Genomic DNA, 20,385 nt, shown 5'->3' on the forward strand with positions numbered 1-20,385 from the left:
GGCCACCACCCCTCCGACGACCCGAGGCCCTCCTCGACGCGCGGCCCCTCTCGACGCGCGGCCCCTCTCGACGCGCGGCCCTTCTCAACGGGCGGCCCTTCTCAACGGGCGGCCCTTCTCAACGGGCGGCCCTTCTCAACGGGCGGCCCTTCTCAACGCAGGCCGCCACCGACGCAGGGCCGCCACCGACGCACGGCCGCCTCCTGACCGATGGCCGCCCCCGGCTGACGGCTGTTCCAAGCTGTGCTGTCGTCGGCCCGCCGGGAGGATGACCGATCAGCGGTCGGCCATCGCCGGGATGGTGGTGCCCGAGGTTCAGCGGGACGGTGCTGCCCGCAGGGCCGCGATGTGCTCGTGTACCGCGGCGGTCACCCGGCCCTCGTCACCGGTGGCGAGCAGATCGAGGAGGGCGCCACGCAGCACCGCCAGCGACAAGGTGGGCAGCTCCCGCAACCAATCCTCGACGGTCGACCGGGCGAACCCGCCCCACGGCCCGTCCGGTTCCACGAGCGACCGGGCGTAGGCTTCCGTCCACAACCGGAGCAACGGCCGATGTTCCGGGGCAGCGAGCCATACCCAGATCCGCTCCACCGAGTCAGCGATCTCCCCGTCCGCGCCCGCGTTCCCAGGTATGGCCGTGTTCCCGGGTACGGCGTTCCCGGGCATGGCCGCGTTCCTAGGTATGGCCGTGTTCCCGGGCACGGCGTTCCCGGGCACGGCGTTCCCGGGCACGGCCGTGTTCCCAGGCACCGTGTTCCCGGGTACGGCGGTGTTCCCGGGTACAGGGGTATTCCCGGGCAAGGCCCCGTTCCCAGGAACGGCCGTGTTCCCAGGCACGGCGTTCCCGGGTATGGCGGTGTTCCCGGGATCGAGAGAGGTGCTGGCCAGCAGGGTCATCTCTTCTGCTCGTGCTCTGGCCAGCAACGCCCTGATCAGCCCGTCCTTGCTGCCGAACAGGAAGAGCAGCACCCTCGGACTGGAACCGATCGCGGCGGCCAGGGGTCGCAGCGAGAGGTCGGCCAGGCCGTTGGCCAGCACATAGCGATAGGCGGCCTCAAGGAGCTCGTCCTGCCGGGATGACATGCGCGTAGTCTATCCTCCACTGAAACGACTGTTTCAGTTAGTGCGGGGAGTAGCTATGCGCAGGGCGGATCAAGCGGGGGACCTCGGCTGGATCGTGATGGCTCACGGGGAGGAATACCGGCGCGAGTTCGGGTGGGACTCGTCGTTCGAGGCGCTGGTGGCGCAGATCGTCGGGGACTTCGGAACGTCGCATGATCCGGGCCGGGAGGCGGCCTGGATCGCCGAGGCGGACGGGGGGCGGGCCGGCAGTGTCATGCTCGTCGCCACCGAGGACCCGGCCGTGGCGAAGCTGCGCGTCCTGCTCGTCACCGAGGCGGCCCGGGGCTGGGGACTGGGCAGCCGGCTGGTCCGGGAGTGCCTGGAGTTCGCGCGGTCGGCCGGCTACCGGAAGGTGACGCTGTGGACGGTCGACGAATGCGTCTCGGCACGGCGGATCTACGAGGCGGCCGGCTTCACTCTGGAGTCCGAGGAACCGCACAAGGGATTCGGCCATCCGGTGACCGGTCAGACCTGGAGCCTCGCTCTATAAACATCGGGTCACTGTCAGGCGACCTTTCCGATACACGGTGTTGACATTGAAAGGGGGTTCACGTCTACTTCTGACACGTCTCAATGCGGAAAAGAGAGCGAGTTGATGACGTCATCTCTGCAGCCGGTGGGAACGGCGGGGGAGACCGCCGGGCCGCTCAACCCGCACGACGTCGACCGGGCCTCGTTCCGGGAGCCCGCGCCGGGCTCACGCGGCTATCACGACGGTGAGGTCGACGCGTTCCTTAAGGACGTGGCCGACGAGATGCGGCGCCTCATGGCCGAGAACCAGGCGCTGAGCGAGCAGCTCGAGCAGGACGACCTGCGCGGGCATCTGCGCAGACTGGAGGCGCGGCGGGATCGTGCCGAGGCCCGGGCGCGGCAGTTGCAGGCCGAGCTGGAGGAGGCGCGTGCCCTCGCGGCGCCGTCCCGCCCGGTCAGCCCGCAGGTGATCGAGCTGGCCGAGCGTACCGCCGACGAGTTCCTGACCGAGGCCCGCCAGCGGTCCGGCGAGATGCTCCGCAAGGCGACCACCGAGGCGGCCCTGCTGGTCAGTGATGCCGAGCTGCGCGCCTCGACGATCGTGGCCGACGCCCGGCACCGGCACGCCGAGCTGATCGCGGGCCTGCCGGCCAAGCGGGCCGCGGCGCTGGAGCGGATCGACGCGCTGCGCGACGAGGCGATGCGCCGCCGCGACGAGGTGGCCGGCGAGATGACGCAGCGGCTGCAGGATCTGATCGGCAGTTGAGAAGGCCGGCGGTCGCCGGTGTCGCCTTCACGATCTTCGTGCTGATCATCGTGACCACACCGGACAAGTGGTGCTCGGAGGAAACGTGTGACGCCGAGCCGCTCACCTCGATCGGGGTGAGCCTGCTCTTCGCGGTGCCGGTGATGACGTACCTCCATCGCTGGTCGGCGGTGGTAGCGGCGGCGCTGGCCGCGGTGGTGTGGCCGATCGCCGACCGCGTCGACCACGTGGGAATGGGCTGGCGGATGGCGCTGCCGCTCGCGCTGGTCGCGGCGACCGTGTGGGCAGCCCGCCGCAAAAGCTCGGCCCACCTGAAAGACCCGGCCGGCCAGGAAAACTCGGCCCACCTGACAAAATCGGCCAGACTCAAAAGGCCGGCCGGGGCGCTGCTGCTGATCGCGGGACTCGCCGGCACGGCGTGGACGCTCCACCGGCAGGCCGAGGTCACCGCCCAGGAGGCCGCCGCCCGATCGGTCCCGGCCGTGGTGCGCGTGCATCAGGAGGACACGGTGATCGGGGTGGACCTGGCCGATGGCGACTCGTACTACATGGAGGTCCTGGCGGCGGGCGACTACCCGGTCGGCAGCCGCGTCGAGGTCCTGGTCGACGACGACGGGCTGCGGCAGCTGGCGAGCGAGCCCTACGACATCACGATCCTGCTGGTCCCCACGGTGACGGCGGGCGGCGTGGGCGCCGCCCTGCTGGCGAGGGCGGCAGGCCGGCGAGGACACCGGCAGGGTGTCAGGGGCGACAACGGCAACTGCCCCTGACACCCGCGCTTCGGCGCGGGCATGTGTTGCGCGGTCGCCGTCCCGGGCGTGGCCGTCACCCAGCGAACATCGCGTCGACGAGCGCCGGTGACACCTCGGCGAGCGAGGCGGGCTGCCAGCGCGGCCGGCGGTCCTTGTCGATGATCTGCGCGCGGACGCCCTCGACCAGGTCGGGCAGCCGCAGCATGGCGGCGCTGAGCCGGAGTTCCTGGTCGAGCGCCGCGCGGAGATCGGGCAGGCGGGCGGCGGTCCGCAGTGAGCGCAGCGTGACGACCAGCGAGGTCGGCGACTTGGTGCCGATCTCCTTGGCGGCGGCCTGCGCGGCGGGCGAGGGGTGGTGCGCGAGCCGTTCGACGATCGCCGCCACGTCGTCGCCGGCGTAGCACTCGTCGATCCACGCGCGGTCGAGCTCGGCGGCGGGCGGTTCGGCCCAGGTGAGCGACCCACCCTCGGCGAGCGCCTCGATCAGCTCCGGCAGCCGGTCCGAGGGGAGGTAGTGGTCGGCCAGCCCCGCCGCGATCCCGTCCGCCGCGCCGATCGCCGTACCGGTCAGCGCCAGATGTGTGCCCAGCTCGCCCGGCGCCCGGCTGAGCAGCCACGATCCGCCCACGTCCGGATGGAACCCGATGCCCACCTCCGGCATGGCGAGCCGCGACCGCTCGGTCACCACCCGGATCGAGGCGTGCGCGGAGAGCCCGATGCCGCCGCCCATCACGAGGCCGTCCATCCAGGTCAAGAGCGGTTTTGGGTACGAGGAGATGGTGGCGTTGAGGCGATACTCCTCCTCCCAGAACCGCACCGAGTCGGAGCGGCCGGCCACCGCGTCGGCGTGGATGGCCCGGATGTCGCCGCCGGCGCAGAACCCGCGCGGCCCTGCGCCGGTGAGCAGCACCGTGCCGACGCCGTCGTCCGACCGCCACTGCTCGAGAGCGGCCGCGATGATCGTGACCATCTCGGCGGTGAGGGCGTTCAGGGCGGCCGGCCGGTTCAGCGTGAGGTGACCGAGCCGGCCCCGCCGCTCGACGAGCACCGTGGGTTCATTCATCCTGCGATCTTGCCTTTCCCGGTCCGATCTTGTGAAGCGAGGACCCGGGCGGGTACATAAGATGTGTACGACCGTACACATGGGGGAGAGCGTGAAAGACGTCGCTACACCGACCTCGCCGGCGGCGGTGCGTGCCGCCACGACCGCGACCTACGCCGCCTTCATCGGCTCGGGCCTCGCGTTCGCCAGCTGGGCCTCACGGATTCCGCAGGTCAGGGACCAGCTCGGCCTCGATCCGGCCGCGCTCGGGCTGGTGCTGCTCGCCATCGCCGCGGGCTCGTTGCTGGCCCTGCCGCTGTCCGGCCCGGTGGTCACCAGGATCGGCTCCTCGCGGACCGTCATGGCGATGGCCGGCCTGCTCGGCGTGGGTCTCACCGTAGCCGCGCTCGGCTCCCTGGCCGGCGTCGTACCGGTGGTGATCGGCCTGTTCCTGCTCGGCTTCGCGAACGGCGCCTGGGATGTCGCCATGAACGTCCAGGGCACCGTCGTCGAGCAGCACCTCGGCAAGTCGATCATGTCCCGGTTCCACGCCGGCTTCAGCCTCGGCACGGTGGGGGGCGCCCTCATCGGCGCCGGCATGGTCGCCCTGCACGTCTCCGTCGCTGTCCACCTCGTCGTGGTGGCCGTGATCGTGGTGGCCCTGGTGGTGTGGCAGGCGGCCCGCTTCGTCGCCGACGACGACTCGTCGTCCTCGGACGCGGACGCCCCCAAGGTCAGCGCCTTGACCGCCTGGAAGGAGCCGCGCACCCTGCTGATCGGCCTCTTCGTGCTGGCCTTCGCGTTCGCCGAGGGCGTCGGAAACGACTGGATCAGCGTGGCCGCGATCGACGGCCACCACGTGTCGGCGGCGCTCGGAACCCTGGCGTTCGCGGCGTTCCTGACCGCCATGACGATCGGCCGCTGGTTCGGTCCCGGCCTGCTCGACCGCTACGGCCGTACGCCGGTCATCCGGGTGCTCACCGTGATCGGCATCGCGGGCGTGGTGCTGTTCGTCTTCGGCCCGTCGCCGGCCTGGGCCTTCGTGGGAACGCTGCTCTGGGGCCTGGGCTCCTCGCTCGGCTTCCCGGTCGGCATGAGCGCCGGCGGCGACGATCCCCGCCGGGCCGCCGCGCGGGTCAGCGTGATCGCCTCGATCGGTTACTGCGCGTTCCTGGCGGGGCCGCCCACCATCGGCTTCCTCGGCGACGAGGCCGGCGTGCTGAAGGCGCTCGTCGTGATCGCCGTGCTCTTCGGCATGGCCGCGCTGATCGCCGGAAGCGTGCGGCCGCTCCGGGAGGTCTCCTAGAACATGATCTCGACGCCGGCCGTCTTGCAGGCCGCCGTCAGGTCGTTCCCGAGCTTCGCGAAGTCCGAGTCCGCGGCGGTGCCGATCGGGTCCGCCGCCGCGGCCGCCGCGCCCAGCTCGTCGGCGATCGCCGCGGCCGCCGCGACCACCGCACTGTCCGGCGCGGACGCCACCGCCTCGGTCACCGTCCTGGTGAACGCGGTGAACGTCCGCTTCGCGTCGGCGGCCTTCACCCCGCCGCCGTCCTGCTGAGCCTCGGTGATGCCGGTCCGCAGATCCTTGGCCGCCGTGTTCAATTCCCTGCACAGCGCCTTGTCCTCGGCGATGGTCCCGGCTGCCCCTCCGGCGGCGTCCGGTCCGGCGTCCGACGCGGCGCTGGAGGCGGGCGCGGCGCCGGCGGCGGGCGCGGCGGTGGAGGCGGGCGCGGCGCTGGAGGCGGGCGCGGGGGACGACGGCTCCTCACCGCAGGCGGCGAGGGCGGCGGCACAGACGCAGAGCACGACGGCGGGCACGAACCGGAAACGCATCACGGCCACGGAGGGTAGCCGACGTTCCTGAGCGCCCGGTGGGCAGCCGTTCGCCCGCACCCGGCGGGTTCGTCGGCGCCAGCAGTCGTTCGCCCGCGGCCGTCGCCACTGCCACCGCCAGCAGTCGTTCGCTGGCAGCCAGCGCGGCGCCGCCCGCCAGCAGTCGTTCGCCCGCAGGCTGTCGCCGCCGCCACCGCCAGCAGTCGTTCGCTGGCAGCCCGCGCCGCGCCGCCCGACGGCGGCCGTTCGCCGGTGCGGCGGCGCCCGGTGGGCAGCCGTTCGCCGGCGCCGCCCGGCTCAGCCACCGGCCTAGCTTCCTAGGACGCCATAGAGGCTGTGGCGGGCGGGGGCGACACCTCGTCATCGCCTGATGCGGGCATGGCGCAAGTTGTCGCGAGCCTACTAGGTTGACGACATGTATCGACCAATTCTCATCGACAGTGTCGGCGTGCGGCGGCGGCTGGGTGTCTCGCGGCAGCGGGCCTACCAGATCGTGGCGCACCGGTCGTTTCCCGCTCCCTACCAGGTCCTGGTGCTGGGCAGGGTCTGGGACGCGGCCGAGGTGGAGGCGTGGATCAGAGTCCATCGCCCGCATCTGGTGGAGGGTCAGTCCACGCAGATGCAGAACGGGTGACCGGCCGGGTCGAGGAAGACCCGGAACGTCGTGCCCGGCTGGTGCGGGTGCTTCGTCGCGCCCAGGGTGAGCACCGCCGCCTCGCCCTCGTCGAGGTCGTCGACCATGACGTCGAGGTGCATCTGCTGCGGGACGGCCTGGTCCGGCCACTCCGGAGGGCGGTATCCGTCCACTTTCTGGAACGAGAGGCACTGGCCGTGATTCGCCCGGACGTCGGCCCAGTGGTCGGAGGCGTCGACCTTCCAGTCGAGCATCGCGCCGTAGAAGCGGGCGACGGCGCCCGGGTCGGCGCAGTCGATCACGATGCTGGGGAAGCGGGCGACGGCCATGGGCCACATGCTACGAGTGGGGCGGTCCGGCGTACAGAATGGTGGGTGATGCTTTGGTGACATTAGGTGCTTCGGGCTCTGTGCTTTTCGTGCCCGAGGCCCTAACCTGCTCCCTACTGGCGAGTAACAAAAGCGGGAGTCAATGATGATCATCGGTGTACCGCGTGACCCGCATCCGGGAGAGCGGAGGGTTGCGGCCACCCCCGCGACGGTGGCCCAGCTGGTGAAACTCGGATACGGCGTGGTGGTGCAGTCCGGGGCCGGGGAGGGGTCGTCGTTCTCCGACGACGCCTACGCCGGGGCCGGGGCGACCATCGGGGACCCGCTCGCCGCGGACGTCGTGTTCGCGATCAATCCGCCGCCCGCCGAGCAGCTCGACCGGCTCGCGCCCGGCACCACGGTGATCGGGATGCTGAACCCGCGCCTCGATCCCGCGCTGGTCGAGGACCTCGCGCGGCGGCCGATCACGGCGCTTTCGATGGACGCGGTGCCCCGGATCTCGCGCGCCCAGTCGCTCGACGTGCTGTCGTCGATGGCGAACATCGCCGGCTATCGCGCGGTCGTCGAGGCGGCGCACGCCTTCGGGCGCTTCTTCACCGGGCAGGTCACCGCGGCCGGCAAGGTCGCGCCCGCGAAGGTGCTGGTAGCGGGTGCGGGGGTGGCCGGGCTTGCTGCCATCGGCGCGGCCGGGAGTCTGGGAGCGATCGTACGGGCGACCGATCCGAGGCCCGAGGTCGCCGATCAGGTCCGGTCGCTCGGTGGTGAGTACCTCGCGGTGGAGGCCCCCGACGTCGAGGTGTCGTCGACCGGCTACGCCAAGGAGATGTCCGACGACTACAACGAGCGCGCCGCGCGCCTCTACGCGGCCCAGGCCGGCGACGTCGACATCGTCATCACGACGGCGCTGATCCCCGGGAAGCCGGCGCCGCGACTGATCACCGCGCCGATGGTGGCGACCATGAAGCCGGGCAGCGTCATCGTGGACATGGCCGCGGCGAACGGCGGCAACGTGGAGGGCACGGTCCCCGGCGAGGTGGTGGTGACCGCGAACGGCGTGACCATCATCGGGTACACCGATCTGCCGGGCCGGCTGCCGGCGCAGGCCTCCCAGCTGTACGGCACCAACCTGGTGAACCTCATGAAGCTGATGACGCCGGAGAAGGACGGGCAGCTCGTGCTCGACTTCGACGACGTGGTGCAGCGATCGATGACGGTGGTGCGGGACGGTGAGCTGACCTGGCCGCCACCGCCGGTGTCGGTGTCGGCGGTGACCCCGTCCAGCACGGCGGCTCCGGTCGTACCCGAGAAAGCCGTACCCGAGAAGGCAGTGACCAGAAAACGCAGCCCGCTCCCTCTGATCGGCGCCGGCGCAGCCGCGCTCTTCCTCCTCACCGCCCTCGCTCCGGCGGCGCTGCGCGGGCATCTCACGGTGTTCGCCCTGGCCATCGTGATCGGCTACTACGTGATCGGGCACGTGCACCACGCGCTGCACACGCCGCTCATGTCGGTCACCAACGCGATCTCCGGGATCATCGTGGTCGGCGCGCTGCTTCAGATCGGTCACGGGGACGCCGTCATCACGGCGCTCGCCTTCGTCGCGACGCTGCTGGCAAGCATCAACATCTTCGGTGGCTTCGCGGTGACCCGCCGGATGCTCGCCATGTTCTCGAGGAGCTGACCGATGACAGTGGAAACCGCAGCCCAGGCCGCCTACATCGTCGCGGCCCTGCTCTTCATCCTGGCCCTGGCCGGGCTCTCCAAGCACGAGACGGCGAAGTCCGGGAACACGTTCGGCATCGCCGGCATGGCGGTGGCGCTGATCGCGACCGTGGCGCTGGCGATCACGAGCGACATCAGCGGCATCGGTCTGGTCCTGCTGCTCGTGGCGACGGTGATCGGAGCGGCGCTGGGGCTCTATCGCGCGCGAAGAGTGGAGATGACCGGCATGCCGGAGCTGATCGCCTTGCTGCACAGCTTCGTCGGTCTCGCCGCGGTCCTGGTCGGCTGGAACGGCTATCTGCACGTGGAGGCGCACGCCGGCGGCGTGGAGGCGCATGTCCTGAAAAATCAGGACATGCTCGGCATCCACTCCGCCGAGGTCGTCATCGGCGTCTTCATCGGCGCGGTCACCTTCACCGGCTCGGTCGTGGCGTTCCTCAAGCTCTCCGCCCGGATCAGATCGAGTCCGCTGATGCTGCCCGGCAAGAACGTCCTCAACGTCGGCGCGCTGGTGGCGTTCGCCGTGCTCACCGCCTGGTTCGTGATCACCCCGTCGCTGCCGCTGCTGATCGTCGTGACGGTCCTGGCGCTGCTGCTCGGCTGGCACCTGGTCGCGTCGATCGGCGGCGGTGACATGCCGGTCGTCGTGTCGATGCTGAACAGCTACTCCGGATGGGCGGCCGCAGCGGCCGGCTTCCTGCTGGAGAACGACCTGCTCATCGTCACCGGCGCGCTCGTCGGATCGTCCGGCGCCTACCTGTCGTACATCATGTGCAGGGCGATGAACCGCTCGTTCCTCTCGGTGATCGCCGGCGGGTTCGGCATCGAGGCGGGCCCGGCCGCCGACAAGGACTACGGCGAGCACCGCGAGATCAACGCGGAGGGCGTGGCCGAGCTGCTGACCGGCGCCGACTCGGTGATCATCACGCCCGGCTACGGGATGGCGGTGGCCCAGGCCCAGCACGGGGTGGCGGAGCTGACCCGGGTGCTGCGGGAGCGGGGCGTCACTGTGCGCTTCGGCATCCACCCGGTCGCGGGCCGGCTGCCCGGGCACATGAACGTGCTGCTCGCCGAGGCGCGGGTGCCGTACGACATCGTGCTGGAGATGGACGAGATCAACGACGACTTCGCGGGCACGTCGGTCGTGCTCGTGATCGGCGCGAACGACACGGTCAACCCGGCCGCGACCGACGACCCGGCCAGCCCGATCGCCGGTATGCCGGTGCTCACCGTCTGGGAGGCCGACCAGGTCGTCGTGTTCAAGCGGTCGATGGCGTCGGGCTACGCGGGCGTGCAGAACCCGCTGTTCTTCCGGGAGAACTGCGCCATGCTCTTCGGCGACGCGAAGGAGCGGGTGGACGACATCCTGCGCGCGGTCACGGCGGCGGTGCCGGCGCGCTGAGAGGCGCTCGCAGCAGTTCGCGGAGGCGGGGGAGCAGGGTGTCGCCGACCCGCTCGGTCTCCCGCCGGTACGGGGTGTCGGACAGGACGAAGTGGCTGATGCCCAGGTCGGCGTATCTGCGCAGGGCCGCGGCCACGTCGGCGGCCGAGCCGACCAGCCAGGTCGTGCCGGCGCCGCCGCCGCCGTACCGGCCGGGGGCCGTGTAGAGGCAGCTGTCCAGGACGTCGCCGCGGCCGGCCAGGTCGAGCAGGCGCTGCTGACCGGCCGCCGGGCCGCGGGGCTGGTCGAGGGCGCGGTCGCGCCGGTCCCCGGAGGCGGCCATGACCGCGATCCGGGCCTCGGCGTCGCGCCAGGCCTCCTCGGTGGTCTTCCGGACCACCGTGGTGATCCGCAGGCCGAACTCGAGCTCGGGCAGGTCCCGGTCCAGGTCCTTGGTGAGCCGGCGGAGCCGGTCGACGCGCTCGGCGATGCCGTCGAGCGGCTCACCCCAGAAGAGCTGGACGTCGGCCTCGGCGGCGGCGACCCGTTCGGCGGCGGGGGAGGCGCCGCCGAAGTAGAGCCGGGGGCCGGTCCCGGTGACCCGGGGCACGACCGTCGAGTCCGCGACCCGGTAGTGGTCGCCCTCGACGGTGACGTTCTCCTCGGTCCAGAGCCGGCGCACCAGTCTCATGAACTCGGCCGTCCGGCCGTACCTCTGGGCTTGATCCTGTTCGATGTCGCCGTAGGCGGCGAGACGGTCCTGCCCGCTGACGATGTTGACGAGCAGGCGCCCGCCGCTGAGGTGGTCGAGGGTGGCGGCGGCGCTCGCGAAGTGGGCGGGCTGCCAGTAGCCGGGCCGGATCGCGGCGAGTGGCTTGAAGGTGGTGGTGCGCGCCGCGATCGCGGTGGCGACCGTGAAGGTGTCCGGGCGGCCCCAGCCGGTGCCGATCAGCGCGCCCTCCCAGCCGTGCCGCTCGGCGGTGAGCGCCAGGCCGGTCGCGTGGTCGAGGGTGCCGTAGCCCTCGACGGCGTCGTCACCGCGGTGACCGGGGTCGACGGTGTTCGGGATGTACCAGAGGAACGTGGTCATGCCGCCCCCGGGTGTCCGGGGCGGGGGAGGCCGTAGTGCTCGCGCAGCGTCGTCCCCTCGTAGGAGGTGCGGAACAGCCCGCGCTCCTGGAGGATCGGCACGACCTTCGCGGCGAACGCCTCGACGCCGGACGGCAGCACCGCCGGCATGATGTTGAAGCCGTCCGCGGCGCCGTTCTCGAAATACTCCTGGATGGTGTCGGCGATCTGCACCGGCGTGCCGGCGAAGGTGCGGTGCCCGCGGCCGCCGCCCAGCTTGCCGATCAGCTGCCGGACCGTGAGGTTCTCCCGGCGGGCCCAGTCCACGATCAGCGTGCGGCGGCTCTTCGCGCCCTCGATCGCCTCCTCCGGCGGCAGGTCCTCGGGCAGCGGCTTGTCGAGGTCGAGCGACTCGGCCGGGACCCGCAGCAGGTGGGCGAGGGTGACGACCGCGTACTCCGGGGCGATCAGCCGCTCCAGCTCGGCGTCGAGCTCCCGCGCTTCGGCCTCGGTGTCGCCGATGACCGGCACGATGCCGGGCAGCACGACGACGTGGTCCGGGTCGCGGCCGGCCGCGGCGGCCCGGCGTTTGATGTCGGCGTAGAAGGCCTGGCTCTCGGCCAGGGTGGGCTGCGCCGTGAAGATCGCCTCGGCGTGCCGTGCGGCGAACTCCTTGCCGTCCTCGGAGGAGCCGGCCTGCACGAGCAGGGGCCAGGCCTGCGGGGAGCGGGGGACGTTGAGCGGGCCGTCGACGCGGAAGAACCGGCCTCTGTGGTTGATCTTCCGCACCCGGTCGCTGCGCGCGTGAACCCCCGCCTCCTTGTCGGCGATCACCGCGTCGTCGGCCCAGCTGTCCCAGAGCTTCTTGGACACGTCCAGGAACTCGCCGGCCCGCTCGTAGCGGTCCACGTGCAGCGGCTGGTCGTCCAGGCCGAAGTTGCGGGCCGCGTCGGCGCCGGCCGTCGTGACGATGTTCCAGCCGGCCCGGCCGCCGGACAGGTGGTCGAGGGAGGCGAACCGGCGGGCCAGGTTGTACGGCTCGTTGTAGGACGTCGACGCCGTGGCGATCAGGCCGATCCGGCTGGTGCTGCCGATCAGCGCGGCCAGCAGCAGCGTCGGCTCCAGCTTGCCGGACGGCCGGCGTCCCGGGTCGGACCAGAGCACCGGGCTGTCGGCCAGGAAGACCGAGTCGAACTTGGCGTCCTCGGCGACCCGGGCCAGGTGCTGGTGCGCCGCGAGGGAGAGGTTCGCGTACGGGTCGGACCCGGGCAGCCGCCAGGACGCCTCGTGGTGGCCCGTGTCGTGCAGGAACAGGTTCAGATGCAGCTGCCGGCTCATGCGGCGACCTCCTTCTCCACACCCAGCTCGTCCAGCAGGAGCGTGCGCAGCTCCCCGAAGGCCGGATTCGACCGGGTCCGATCCGTCAATTCCACGCGTACGTCGGTGCGCACCACCCCGGCGTCGAGCAGGATGACCCGGTCGGCCAGCACGATCGCCTCGTCGACGTCGTGGGTGACCAGCAGCACGGCGGGCCGGTGCGCCTCGCAGAGCCGGCGCAGCAGGACGTGCATCCGGATCCGGGTGAGCGCGTCGAGGGCGCCGAACGGCTCGTCGGCCAGCAGCAGCTGCGGCTCGCGGACCAGCGACCGGGCCAGCGCGGCCCGCTGCTGCTCGCCGCCGGAGAGCTGGTACGGCCAGGCCGTCTCCCTGCCGGCCAGGCCCACCTCGGCGAGCGCCTGCCGGCCGCGGTCGCCGGCGTCGCCGCCGCGCAGCCCGAACGTCACGTTGTCGAGGACCCGCTTCCAGGGCAGCAGCCGGGAGTCCTGGAAGACCACCGAGACGCTCTCCGGCACCACGATCCGCCCGCTGCCGGCGACGTCGCGGTCCAGGCCGGCGAGGGCCCGCAGCAGGGTGCTCTTGCCGGTGCCGGAGCGGCCGATCAGGGCCACGAACTCGCCGGCCGCGATGTCCAGGTCGAGGCCGTTGAGCACCCCGCCGTTGGAGCTGAAACTCCGGTGCAGGTCCCGGACCTGGACCGCGGTCCGGGTCAGTCCTCCAGCGTGCGGCGCCATGCCAGCACCTTCCTTCCGGTGAGCCGGACCGCGCTGTCCGCGCAGTATCCGAAGACGCCGTAGATGACCAGGCCGACCACGATGACGTCGGTCTGCCCGTACTGCTCGGCGAGCGTGATCATGTGGCCGACGCCGGCGGTCGCGTTGTACTGCTCCACGACCACGAGGCCGAGCAGCGAGGACGTGACCGCGAACCGCATGCCGAGCAGGAAGCCGGGCAGCGCGCCGGGCAGGACGACGTGCCGGACGAACTCGCCGCGGCCGATCCCGATCGTCTCGGCCAGCTCGGCGTACTTGCCGTCGATGCTGCGCAGGCCGTTGTGCGTGTGCACGTAGATCGGCACGAGGCTGATCAGCGCGATGGTCAGCACCTTCATCTCCTCGCCGATGCCGAACCAGGCGATGAAGAGCGGGATCAGCGCGAGCGTCGGGATCGAGCGCTTGATCTGGATCGGGCCGTCGATCAGCGACTCGCCGATCCGGGACAGGCCGGAGACCACCGCGAGCGCCGCGCCGGTGACGACGCCGAGGGTGAGGCCGGCTACCGACCGCTGCAGCGAGGCGAGGATGTTGCCGGGCAGGTCGTTGTCGGTCCACTGCTCGCGGGCCGCCGCCGCGACGTCCCACGGCGCGGAGAGGATCGCCGGCTTGAGCAGGCCGGTGGCCGAGCCGAGCGACCAGAGGGCCAGGACCAGCACCGGGCCGATCCAGAACGCGCCGGGGATGCGCTTCCCCGGTCCGAGGCGGCGCCGGACGACGCGGGAGTCCGCGGTGGCCCGCCGGCGCGGCGGCGCCGCGACGACCGCGGTCATGCGGCATCACCGGTGACCACCTGGGCGCCGGCCGCCTCGGCCTGCACCTTCTCGAAGCGCCGGTCGACGAGCGTTGTCGCGTCCAGCCTGTCGTGGCCCTGCTCGGTGGCGAGCAGGTCGGCGGTCTCCTGGAGCCGCTTGATCGCGTTGTCCCAGGTCGCCGGGATGCCCCGGCGGCCGCTGATGCGGACGACCTCGCGGGCGTCGGCCTCGTTGAGGCCCTGCACGTCCTGGTAGTACGCCTTCGCGTACTCGTCGGGGTGCTCGTTCTGCCAGAGCACCGCCTTCGTGCGGGCCGCGACGTAGACCTTGAGCGCGGCGGCCTTCTCCGCGTCCTCGACCGACGTGGTGAGGCAGTAGACCGTGGAGGCGTCGTCGCGGATCCCGGTCCCGAAGGCGGTGCCGCCCGGGTACTTGGCCTGGTAGAGCTTCACCTGGTACGCCGAGATCGGCGCCACGTCGACGGCCCCGCTGCCGAGCGCGGTGATGTACGAGTCGCCGGTGCTGGTCAGCTCGACCAGCGTGACGTCCTTCTGGGTGAGGCCGGCCTCCTTGAGCACCCGCAGCACGAGCGCGCCCTGCGCCTGCCCGGCGCTGTAGGCGATCTTCTTGCCGCGCAGGTCGGCCAGGCCGGCGGCGCTCGTGCCGGGGGCGACGCCGAGCTGGTAGATCGGGAACTCCAGCGGGTCGACGGTGACGCTCTGGAAGATGATCTTCGTGGCGGTGCCGGTCCACGCCGCGAACAGCGACGGGATGTCGGCGACCGCGCTGCAGTCCAGCTTGTCGGCTCGGAAGGCCTGGATGCTCTGCGGGCCGCCGCTGATGTTGGCCCACTCGACCTCGACGCCGGCGTCGGCGAGCTCGGCGTCGAGTCCGGACTTCTGCAGCGCGGCCTGGCCGGCCGGGTCGCCGAGGCGGAGCACGGTCCCGCCCGGAACGCTGTCCGGGAGCGCGGCGGTGAGCTCCAGGTTCGCGCCGGCCTCGTCCTCGGCGCAGGCGCTCGTGGTGAGCAGGGCGGCGGCGACCAGCACGGCGGTCGCGGTCCTTCGAACGGAGTTCTTCATGGCGTCCTTCTCAGAGAGCGTGGTAGCTGCCGTCGTGGTAGAGCAGGGGAGCGTGACCCTCGGCGATCCCGGCGTCCTCGACCCGCCCGATGATCAGGTGGGATCCGCCGGCCGGGTGCCGGTGCTCGATCGAGATCCGCAGCCAGGCCGCGGCGTCCTCCAGCACGGGCTCGCCGGTGGGCAGCCGGCGCCAGCGCGTCGGTGCGCCGAACCGGTCGATGCCGCTGGTGGCGAACGTGCGCGCCAGCTCGGTGTGCCCGGCGCCGAGCAGGTGCACGACGGCCGTGCCGGCGTCCCGCACGTGCGGCCAGGCCGACGAGGTGCCGGTCAGGCTGAACGCCACCAGCGGCGGCTCGGCGGAGAGCGAGGTGAGCGACGTGACGGTGACGCCGGCGGCGCCGCGGCCCGCGTCGGCGGTCACGACGGCCACCCCGGCGGGGTGGCGCCGGAACACCTGGCGGAACAGCGTGGCGTCGACCGGGATGGAGCGAGCGGTAGTGGTGGTCATCGATGGTCCTCCTCACGCGGCAGGAGCGTGCGGCAGGAGGGCATGGGGTATCAGCAGGTCAGCGTCCCTGCCGCCGTCCTGAATTCATACTATCCCGCTAGGATTAGAAGGCAAGCATGCACCGGGGTGAATTAAGTCGCGGCTGCTCGGAGCGGTGCGGTGTAGACGGCGTCGAGCGCGACGGCGCCACCCGCCGTGGCGAGCACGTGATGCGGGAAACTGGCGGCGCGGACCGTCACGGCCGCGTCCGGGCCCATCTCGGCGCGCATCGTCGCGAGGCAGTGCGGCAGCCGGTTCGCGCCGCCCTCCGAGACGATCAGGACCTCCGGGTCGAACAGGTCGTGCAGCAGCGCGGCGGCCCGCCCGACGAGCCGGGCCCGTTCCTCCAGCAGCGCCAGCGCGCCGGCACTGCCGGCCCGCACCGCCTCGACGACGCCGTGGATGTCCGGCCGCTCGATCAGCCCGTCCCGCAGTGCGCGGCGCACCAGCACCCGCTCCGAGACGGCGGCCTGCAGGCACCCGGTCCGCCCGCACGAGCACCGCTCGTCGCAGCCCTCGACCGGCAGGTGCGCGACCGCCCCGGCCGCCGACCGCGGTCCCTGGTGGACGACCCCGCCCGTGGAGAACGCCACGTCCACGACGTTGCCGACGAACAGCAGCACCGCGCTGCGCCGGGCCCGCTCGGCGGCGCCGCCGAACAGCTGCTCGGCGCGCAGCAGCCCGCGCGCGTTGCTGTCCACGAGGACCGGAAGCCCGGTCGCCTCGGCCAGCACGTCGCCGACCGGCACGTCCGCCCAGTGCAGGGCCGGGTGCCGGACCACCGTACGGTGAACGGAATCCACCCACCCGCCGGTCGCGAGACCCAGCCCGAGAATCCGCCGCCTCGCGCCGTGCTCCCGCCGCATCGCGGCGATCCGGCCGGCCAGCGCCGGCAGCACGCTCTCCGGGTCGGTGCCGTCGTGCGGGTCCTGGCGCTGCGCGATGATCCGGCCGCGCAGGTCGAGCAGCGCCACGGTGGTGCGCGGCACCGCGATGTGCACGCCGAGCACGGCCACCCGCTCCGGCTCGATCGCGAGCGGCACGTGCGGCCGGCCGATCCCCGGCGGACCGGCCGCCTCCGGCGCCTCCCTGATCAGCCCGCGTTCCAGCAGCGACGCGGTCAGCCCGGTCACCGACGCCGCGGACAGCCGGGTCGCCCGGGCCACCGAGCTGCGCGCGATCGGCCCGTGGTCGAGGATCGCCCGCAGCACCGCCCCGGCCGACCCGGCGGACCGCTGCTGCTGCTGCGGAGGCGGCGGCAGGTCCCCGCGCCGGGTGGTGCGCCGCTCCCCGGCCCGCGCGTCGATCACTGCTCTTCGGCCACGCGTCGATCACTGCTCTTCGGCCACGCGTCGATCACTGCTCTTCGGCCACGCGTCGATCATCGGCCGAGGCTAACCCGGCAGCGGCGCCTCAGCCGCCCTCTGTGACCAGTCGTTTGACGGTCGGTAACACCGCCGGCATCCGCCAGCCGGCGGCCAGCCGGGAGGGCTGCAGATTCGTGCCGCCGCCGAAGAACTCGCAGAACTTCATGATGAGCGGATCCCAGCGCCGCGGATCGACGTGGTGCCCGGCACCAGCAGATCCTCCTCGACGTGCGCGCGCAGCACCTGCACGTGGAACGAGGTGCACGAGCCGATCGGGTGCGCGGCCGTGACCCGGCACTCGAGCTGGATCGGGCACTGCGCCACCCGGTCCGGCGCGACCAGGTCGGACGGCTGCGCGGTGAGCCCGGCCGCGGCGAACTTGCCGGCCACGTGCACGTAGCCCTGCGCCGCCTTCCGCTCCGGCACCGGCGACCGCGCCGTGGTCATCCGGGTACGACGTGCATGCCGTCCACCCTGCCGACCCGCCGCGCGCAAAAGCTGGCGGGATTCGGACCTGACGTCCAGCGCCGGATAAGGACGTTCACAGCTCTCCTTCATCGGTGCTTGAGGATCGCGGCCGGAAATCGCTCGCCGGAGTGAATGCGTCCGGAGGGGGTGTCCGGCATCGGTGCTCCATCGGCGAGCCGTCGGCGGCGGCCGCGGAGACCGCCGCGGCCGCGGTCGGCGGCGCGGTTCTTCAGGCGCCTCGGCGATTCCAAGATCGCTAACTTGATCGGTGTCGTCGGGGTCGGCGTCGCGGTCCTCGCCTGGTGCGGGGACGTCCAGGAACGGGAGTCGTCGGCGGCCGGGAAGCCGGTCCCGGCCGGTCCCATGCCGGCCGGGCCGTCGTCCGCCGGCTCGCCTTTTGCCGGCTCGCCTTCCGCCGGCTCGCCTTTTGCCGGCTCGCCTTCCGCCGGGCCGGCCTCCGCCGGGCGCTCGTCCGCCGGACCGTCGCCTGTCGTCTCGGCGCACGTCAAGGAGAGCGAGGGTGCCGGCAACGAGACCGAAGAGAAGGAGGAGGGCGGCGAAGGGAATGCGGCCGGAAGACCGGCGCCGCGCCCCTCGGTGGAATCGGAGAATGGATCGGGCGGAGAATGCAAGTGGGTGGCGGAATGGCAGACGGTGGGCGTCTACGAGAGTCCGGCCACGACCTCCGAGAAACTGTTCACCCTGCACGCCGATGACGATTTCCCCGGTGATTGTTCCGTCGTCGCGGGAGCCGGGGGCGAGGAGTTCGTCGAGATGCGAACGCCGGAGGCCGCGGACGGTTCGGCGTGGGTTCGGCGGCAGGCGGTGCTGCTCCGGTGAGCGCGACGACCGGCCGCGTGCGCTTGACCGGCGCGCGTCAGGGGTAGTGAAAGCGTCATGGGCGCGGCGGACGACGGGGCATACATCGGCTGGCTGCGTGAGCGATCGATGCTCGCCCATGCGGAGCGGATCGCCGGGCGGTTCTCCGGCGTCGGGGGAGTGTGGCAGACGCCGTACGCGAATCCGGATCCCGCGTCGGCGGCGGCCGCGTCGCCGGTGTGGTTCACCGCGTATCCGGTTTCGATGATCACCAAGCCGGGCGCGTCGTTCCTGGGAACGCTGGGCGACGAGGAGCTGTGGCGGGCGTTCCGGGACGTCGGGATCACGGCGGTGCACACCGGGCCGCTCAAGCGCGCCGGCGGGATCTTCGGGCGGGAGGCGACGCCCAGTGTGGACGGGTACTTCGACCGGATCAGCACCGAGATCGACGAGGTGTTCGGCAGCGACGCCGAGTTCCGGCGGATGTGCGAGGTGGCGGCCGCGCACGGCGGGATCGTGATCGACGACATCGTGCCGGGGCACACCGGCAAGGGGCCGGACTTCCGGCTCGCCGAGATGAAGGTCGGCGACTACCCGGGGATCTACCACATGGTGGAGATCGCGCCGGAGGACTGGCGTCTGCTGCCGGAGGTGCCGGAGGGCCGGGACTCGGTGAACCTCGGGCCGGAGGCGGAGTCGCTGCTCGAGCAGGCCGGCTACATCGTCGGGCGGCTTCAGCGGGTGATCTTCCAGGAGCCGGGCGTCAAGGACACGAACTGGAGCGCGACCGCCCCGGTGACCGGTGCCGATCAGGTGGTCCGGCGCTGGGTCTACCTGCACTACTTCAAGGACGGCCAGCCCTCGATCAACTGGCTGGATCCGACCTTCGCGGGCATGCGACTGGTCATCGGCGACGCACTGCATTCCTTGGGTACGTTGGGAGCGGGCGCCCTCCGGCTGGACGCCAACGGGTTTCTCGGGGTGGAGAAGAGCGCGACGCCCGGCGCACCCGCCTGGTCCGAGGGGCATCCGCTGTCGAACGCGGTGAACCAGCTGGTCGCCGGCATGGTGCGCAAGGTCGGCGGGTTCACTTTCCAGGAGCTGAACCTGTCCATCGACGACATGCGGGCGACGTCGGACCAGGGGGCGGATCTGTCGTACGACTTCGTCGGCCGGCCCGGCTACGCCCATGCGCTCGCCACCGGCGACACGTCGTTCCTGCGGCTGATGCTGCGGGCGGCGCTGGACCGGGGCCTGCAGCCGATGCGCCTCGTCCACGCGCTGCAGAACCACGACGAGATGACGTACGAACTGGTGCACCTGGCCCGGCACGGGACCGACCTCTTCGAGTTCCGCGGCGAGCAGGTGACCGGTTCTGATCTGGCCGCCACGGTCCGCGGGGAGCTGATCGAGCGGCTGACCGGGCCGGCCGCGCCCTACAACGCGACGTTCACGACGAACGGGATCGCGTCGACGCTGGCCACGATCGCGGCGGCCGCGTTAGGCATATCCGACATTTCCGAAATATCGGATAAGTCGATTGCGGAGATCAAACGCGCGCATCTCCTGCTCGCCATGTTCAACGCCTGGCAGCCCGGCGTCTTCGCGCTCTCCGGCTGGGACCTGTGCGGCATGCTGACCCTGCCCCGCTCGCAGACCCCGCCCGGCGCCGACACCCGGTGGCTGCACCGGGCCGCCTACGACCTGATGGACTACCGCCCGGACGCCACCGGGTCGCCGTCGCGGATCCCGCGGGGCCGCAGCCTGTACGGCTCGGTGCCGCGGCAGCTCGCCGACCCGGGCTCGTTCGTCGCCGGCCTGCGCGACATCCTGCGGGTCCGCGCCGAGTCCGGGATCGCCACGGCCCTGCAGCTGGACGTCCCGGACGTCACCGATCCGGCCCTGTTCGCCATGGTGCACCGGCTCGGCGACGGGCGGCGGCAGATGACGGTGCTCAACTTCGCCGGCCGCCCGGTCACCGGTCGTCCCGTCTCGTCAGAGGTGCTTCTCGACGACGACCTCAGCCTCGGCCCCCACGAGGGCCGATTCCTGATCATCGGCGGGTGACGCGGGGGGAGCCGCCGGCTCGCCGGCGGGCACGGCGCACGCACCCCCGGAA

Annotated in this window: 21 protein-coding genes; 9 read left to right on the top strand and 12 right to left on the bottom strand. The window is 72.0% G+C overall.

What is annotated here, in order from left to right; all coding sequences use genetic code 11:
* Positions 1 to 315: 315 nt before the first annotated feature.
* Positions 316 to 1,083, bottom strand: a complete 768-nt coding sequence (locus AB0G10_RS08955) for a hypothetical protein (RefSeq protein ID WP_360918214.1) — start codon at positions 1,081 to 1,083, stop codon at positions 316 to 318.
* A gap of 55 nt (positions 1,084 to 1,138) precedes the next feature.
* On the opposite strand from AB0G10_RS08955, the gene AB0G10_RS08960 reads away from it, so the two are divergent.
* From AB0G10_RS08960 to AB0G10_RS08970, 3 genes are all read left to right on the top strand, one after another.
* Entirely contained in the window at positions 1,139 to 1,612 is a 474-nt protein-coding gene (locus AB0G10_RS08960) for a GNAT family N-acetyltransferase (protein WP_360918215.1), read from the top strand.
* Between the two features lie 105 nt (positions 1,613 to 1,717).
* Complete coding sequence (locus AB0G10_RS08965; RefSeq protein ID WP_360918216.1) at positions 1,718 to 2,359, top strand: DivIVA domain-containing protein; 642 nt, start codon at positions 1,718 to 1,720, stop codon at positions 2,357 to 2,359.
* Complete coding sequence (locus tag AB0G10_RS08970) at positions 2,356 to 3,129, top strand: hypothetical protein (protein ID WP_360918217.1); 774 nt, start codon at positions 2,356 to 2,358, stop codon at positions 3,127 to 3,129. Before AB0G10_RS08965 ends, AB0G10_RS08970 begins: the two co-directional genes overlap by 4 nt.
* A gap of 55 nt (positions 3,130 to 3,184) precedes the next feature.
* On the opposite strand, the gene AB0G10_RS08975 is transcribed toward AB0G10_RS08970, so the two are convergent.
* Complete coding sequence (locus AB0G10_RS08975; RefSeq protein ID WP_360918218.1) at positions 3,185 to 4,174, bottom strand: enoyl-CoA hydratase/isomerase family protein; 990 nt, start codon at positions 4,172 to 4,174, stop codon at positions 3,185 to 3,187.
* Positions 4,175 to 4,265: 91 nt separating this feature from the next.
* Here AB0G10_RS08975 and AB0G10_RS08980 point away from each other — a divergent pair, with 91 nt between their 5' ends.
* A complete protein-coding gene (locus AB0G10_RS08980) occupies positions 4,266 to 5,459 on the top strand; it encodes an MFS transporter (protein WP_360918219.1) in 1,194 nt (397 codons plus the stop codon).
* On the opposite strand, the gene AB0G10_RS08985 is transcribed toward AB0G10_RS08980, so the two are convergent.
* Entirely contained in the window at positions 5,456 to 5,989 is a 534-nt protein-coding gene (locus AB0G10_RS08985; RefSeq protein WP_360918220.1) for a hypothetical protein, read from the bottom strand. The two genes, AB0G10_RS08980 and AB0G10_RS08985, sit on opposite strands and share 4 nt — an antisense overlap.
* 412 nt (positions 5,990 to 6,401) lie before the next feature.
* Here AB0G10_RS08985 and AB0G10_RS08990 point away from each other — a divergent pair, with 412 nt between their 5' ends.
* Positions 6,402 to 6,620 (top strand): AlpA family phage regulatory protein, encoded by a 219-nt coding sequence (locus AB0G10_RS08990; RefSeq protein WP_360918221.1) that lies wholly within the window; start codon positions 6,402 to 6,404, stop codon positions 6,618 to 6,620.
* Here the strand turns inward: AB0G10_RS08990 and AB0G10_RS08995 are convergent.
* On the bottom strand, positions 6,593 to 6,949 hold the full coding sequence (locus tag AB0G10_RS08995; RefSeq protein WP_360918222.1) for a VOC family protein: 357 nt from the start codon (positions 6,947 to 6,949) through the stop codon (positions 6,593 to 6,595). The genes AB0G10_RS08990 and AB0G10_RS08995 overlap by 28 nt on opposite strands.
* 145 nt (positions 6,950 to 7,094) lie before the next feature.
* Between AB0G10_RS08995 and AB0G10_RS09000 the strand changes: the two genes are divergently transcribed.
* Together AB0G10_RS09000 and pntB are read left to right on the top strand one after the other, a co-directional pair.
* The gene (locus AB0G10_RS09000) at positions 7,095 to 8,627 is read left to right on the top strand and encodes a Re/Si-specific NAD(P)(+) transhydrogenase subunit alpha (RefSeq protein ID WP_360918223.1); all 1,533 of its coding nucleotides are present in this window, start codon (positions 7,095 to 7,097) and stop codon (positions 8,625 to 8,627) included.
* A 3-nt stretch (positions 8,628 to 8,630) separates the two neighbouring features.
* Complete coding sequence (pntB, locus tag AB0G10_RS09005; protein WP_360918224.1) at positions 8,631 to 10,070, top strand: Re/Si-specific NAD(P)(+) transhydrogenase subunit beta; 1,440 nt, start codon at positions 8,631 to 8,633, stop codon at positions 10,068 to 10,070.
* On the opposite strand, the gene AB0G10_RS09010 is transcribed toward pntB, so the two are convergent.
* The 8 genes from AB0G10_RS09010 to AB0G10_RS09045 form a co-directional block, all read right to left on the bottom strand.
* Complete coding sequence (locus AB0G10_RS09010) at positions 10,045 to 11,139, bottom strand: LLM class flavin-dependent oxidoreductase (protein WP_360918225.1); 1,095 nt, start codon at positions 11,137 to 11,139, stop codon at positions 10,045 to 10,047. The two genes, pntB and AB0G10_RS09010, sit on opposite strands and share 26 nt — an antisense overlap.
* Entirely contained in the window at positions 11,136 to 12,455 is a 1,320-nt protein-coding gene (locus AB0G10_RS09015; protein ID WP_360918226.1) for an LLM class flavin-dependent oxidoreductase, read from the bottom strand. Before AB0G10_RS09015 ends, AB0G10_RS09010 begins: the two co-directional genes overlap by 4 nt.
* The gene (locus AB0G10_RS09020; protein ID WP_360918227.1) at positions 12,452 to 13,189 is read right to left on the bottom strand and encodes an ABC transporter ATP-binding protein; all 738 of its coding nucleotides are present in this window, start codon (positions 13,187 to 13,189) and stop codon (positions 12,452 to 12,454) included. Before AB0G10_RS09020 ends, AB0G10_RS09015 begins: the two co-directional genes overlap by 4 nt.
* Positions 13,165 to 14,001 carry an ABC transporter permease gene (locus AB0G10_RS09025; RefSeq protein ID WP_360918228.1) on the bottom strand — a complete coding sequence of 279 codons (837 nt, stop codon included), beginning with the start codon at positions 13,999 to 14,001 and terminating at the stop codon, positions 13,165 to 13,167. The genes AB0G10_RS09020 and AB0G10_RS09025 overlap by 25 nt, the downstream gene beginning before the upstream one ends.
* Entirely contained in the window at positions 13,998 to 15,065 is a 1,068-nt protein-coding gene (locus AB0G10_RS09030; protein ID WP_360918229.1) for an ABC transporter substrate-binding protein, read from the bottom strand. Before AB0G10_RS09030 ends, AB0G10_RS09025 begins: the two co-directional genes overlap by 4 nt.
* Positions 15,066 to 15,075: 10 nt before the next feature.
* Entirely contained in the window at positions 15,076 to 15,573 is a 498-nt protein-coding gene (locus tag AB0G10_RS09035) for a flavin reductase family protein (RefSeq protein ID WP_360918230.1), read from the bottom strand.
* Between the two features lie 131 nt (positions 15,574 to 15,704).
* The gene (locus AB0G10_RS09040; RefSeq protein ID WP_360918231.1) at positions 15,705 to 16,922 is read right to left on the bottom strand and encodes an ROK family transcriptional regulator; all 1,218 of its coding nucleotides are present in this window, start codon (positions 16,920 to 16,922) and stop codon (positions 15,705 to 15,707) included.
* A gap of 219 nt (positions 16,923 to 17,141) precedes the next feature.
* Entirely contained in the window at positions 17,142 to 17,426 is a 285-nt protein-coding gene (locus AB0G10_RS09045; protein WP_360918232.1) for a hypothetical protein, read from the bottom strand.
* Between the two features lie 282 nt (positions 17,427 to 17,708).
* On the opposite strand from AB0G10_RS09045, the gene AB0G10_RS09050 reads away from it, so the two are divergent.
* Positions 17,709 to 18,287 (top strand): hypothetical protein, encoded by a 579-nt coding sequence (locus AB0G10_RS09050; protein ID WP_360918233.1) that lies wholly within the window; start codon positions 17,709 to 17,711, stop codon positions 18,285 to 18,287.
* Positions 18,288 to 18,344: 57 nt separating this feature from the next.
* Positions 18,345 to 20,333, top strand: a complete 1,989-nt coding sequence (gene treS / locus AB0G10_RS09055) for a maltose alpha-D-glucosyltransferase (RefSeq protein WP_360918234.1) — start codon at positions 18,345 to 18,347, stop codon at positions 20,331 to 20,333.
* Positions 20,334 to 20,385: the final 52 nt, after the last annotated feature.

It is taken from the genome of Actinoplanes sp. NPDC023714 (genome assembly GCF_040639855.1).
In the GTDB taxonomy this organism is placed as follows: domain Bacteria; phylum Actinomycetota; class Actinomycetes; order Mycobacteriales; family Micromonosporaceae; genus Actinoplanes.

Excerpts from the sequence above, each read along its gene's own strand:
- AB0G10_RS08990 (WP_360918221.1), top strand. The coding sequence starts at position 6,402 with ATGTATCGACCAATTCTCATCGACAGTGTCGGCGTGCGGCGGCGGCTG.
- AB0G10_RS08955 (WP_360918214.1), bottom strand. The coding sequence starts at position 1,083 with ATGTCATCCCGGCAGGACGAGCTCCTTGAGGCCGCCTATCGCTATGTG.
- pntB (WP_360918224.1), top strand. The coding sequence starts at position 8,631 with ATGACAGTGGAAACCGCAGCCCAGGCCGCCTACATCGTCGCGGCCCTG.
- AB0G10_RS09000 (WP_360918223.1), top strand. The coding sequence starts at position 7,095 with ATGATCATCGGTGTACCGCGTGACCCGCATCCGGGAGAGCGGAGGGTT.
- treS (WP_360918234.1), top strand. The coding sequence starts at position 18,345 with ATGGGCGCGGCGGACGACGGGGCATACATCGGCTGGCTGCGTGAGCGA.
- AB0G10_RS08965 (WP_360918216.1), top strand. The coding sequence starts at position 1,718 with ATGACGTCATCTCTGCAGCCGGTGGGAACGGCGGGGGAGACCGCCGGG.
- AB0G10_RS08995 (WP_360918222.1), bottom strand. The coding sequence starts at position 6,949 with ATGGCCGTCGCCCGCTTCCCCAGCATCGTGATCGACTGCGCCGACCCG.
- AB0G10_RS09020 (WP_360918227.1), bottom strand. The coding sequence starts at position 13,189 with ATGGCGCCGCACGCTGGAGGACTGACCCGGACCGCGGTCCAGGTCCGG.
- AB0G10_RS09015 (WP_360918226.1), bottom strand. The coding sequence starts at position 12,455 with ATGAGCCGGCAGCTGCATCTGAACCTGTTCCTGCACGACACGGGCCAC.
- AB0G10_RS09045 (WP_360918232.1), bottom strand. The coding sequence starts at position 17,426 with ATGACCACGGCGCGGTCGCCGGTGCCGGAGCGGAAGGCGGCGCAGGGC.
- AB0G10_RS09035 (WP_360918230.1), bottom strand. The coding sequence starts at position 15,573 with ATGACCACCACTACCGCTCGCTCCATCCCGGTCGACGCCACGCTGTTC.
- AB0G10_RS08975 (WP_360918218.1), bottom strand. The coding sequence starts at position 4,174 with ATGAATGAACCCACGGTGCTCGTCGAGCGGCGGGGCCGGCTCGGTCAC.
- AB0G10_RS09030 (WP_360918229.1), bottom strand. The coding sequence starts at position 15,065 with ATGAAGAACTCCGTTCGAAGGACCGCGACCGCCGTGCTGGTCGCCGCC.
- AB0G10_RS08960 (WP_360918215.1), top strand. The coding sequence starts at position 1,139 with ATGCGCAGGGCGGATCAAGCGGGGGACCTCGGCTGGATCGTGATGGCT.
- AB0G10_RS09025 (WP_360918228.1), bottom strand. The coding sequence starts at position 14,001 with ATGACCGCGGTCGTCGCGGCGCCGCCGCGCCGGCGGGCCACCGCGGAC.
- AB0G10_RS09010 (WP_360918225.1), bottom strand. The coding sequence starts at position 11,139 with ATGACCACGTTCCTCTGGTACATCCCGAACACCGTCGACCCCGGTCAC.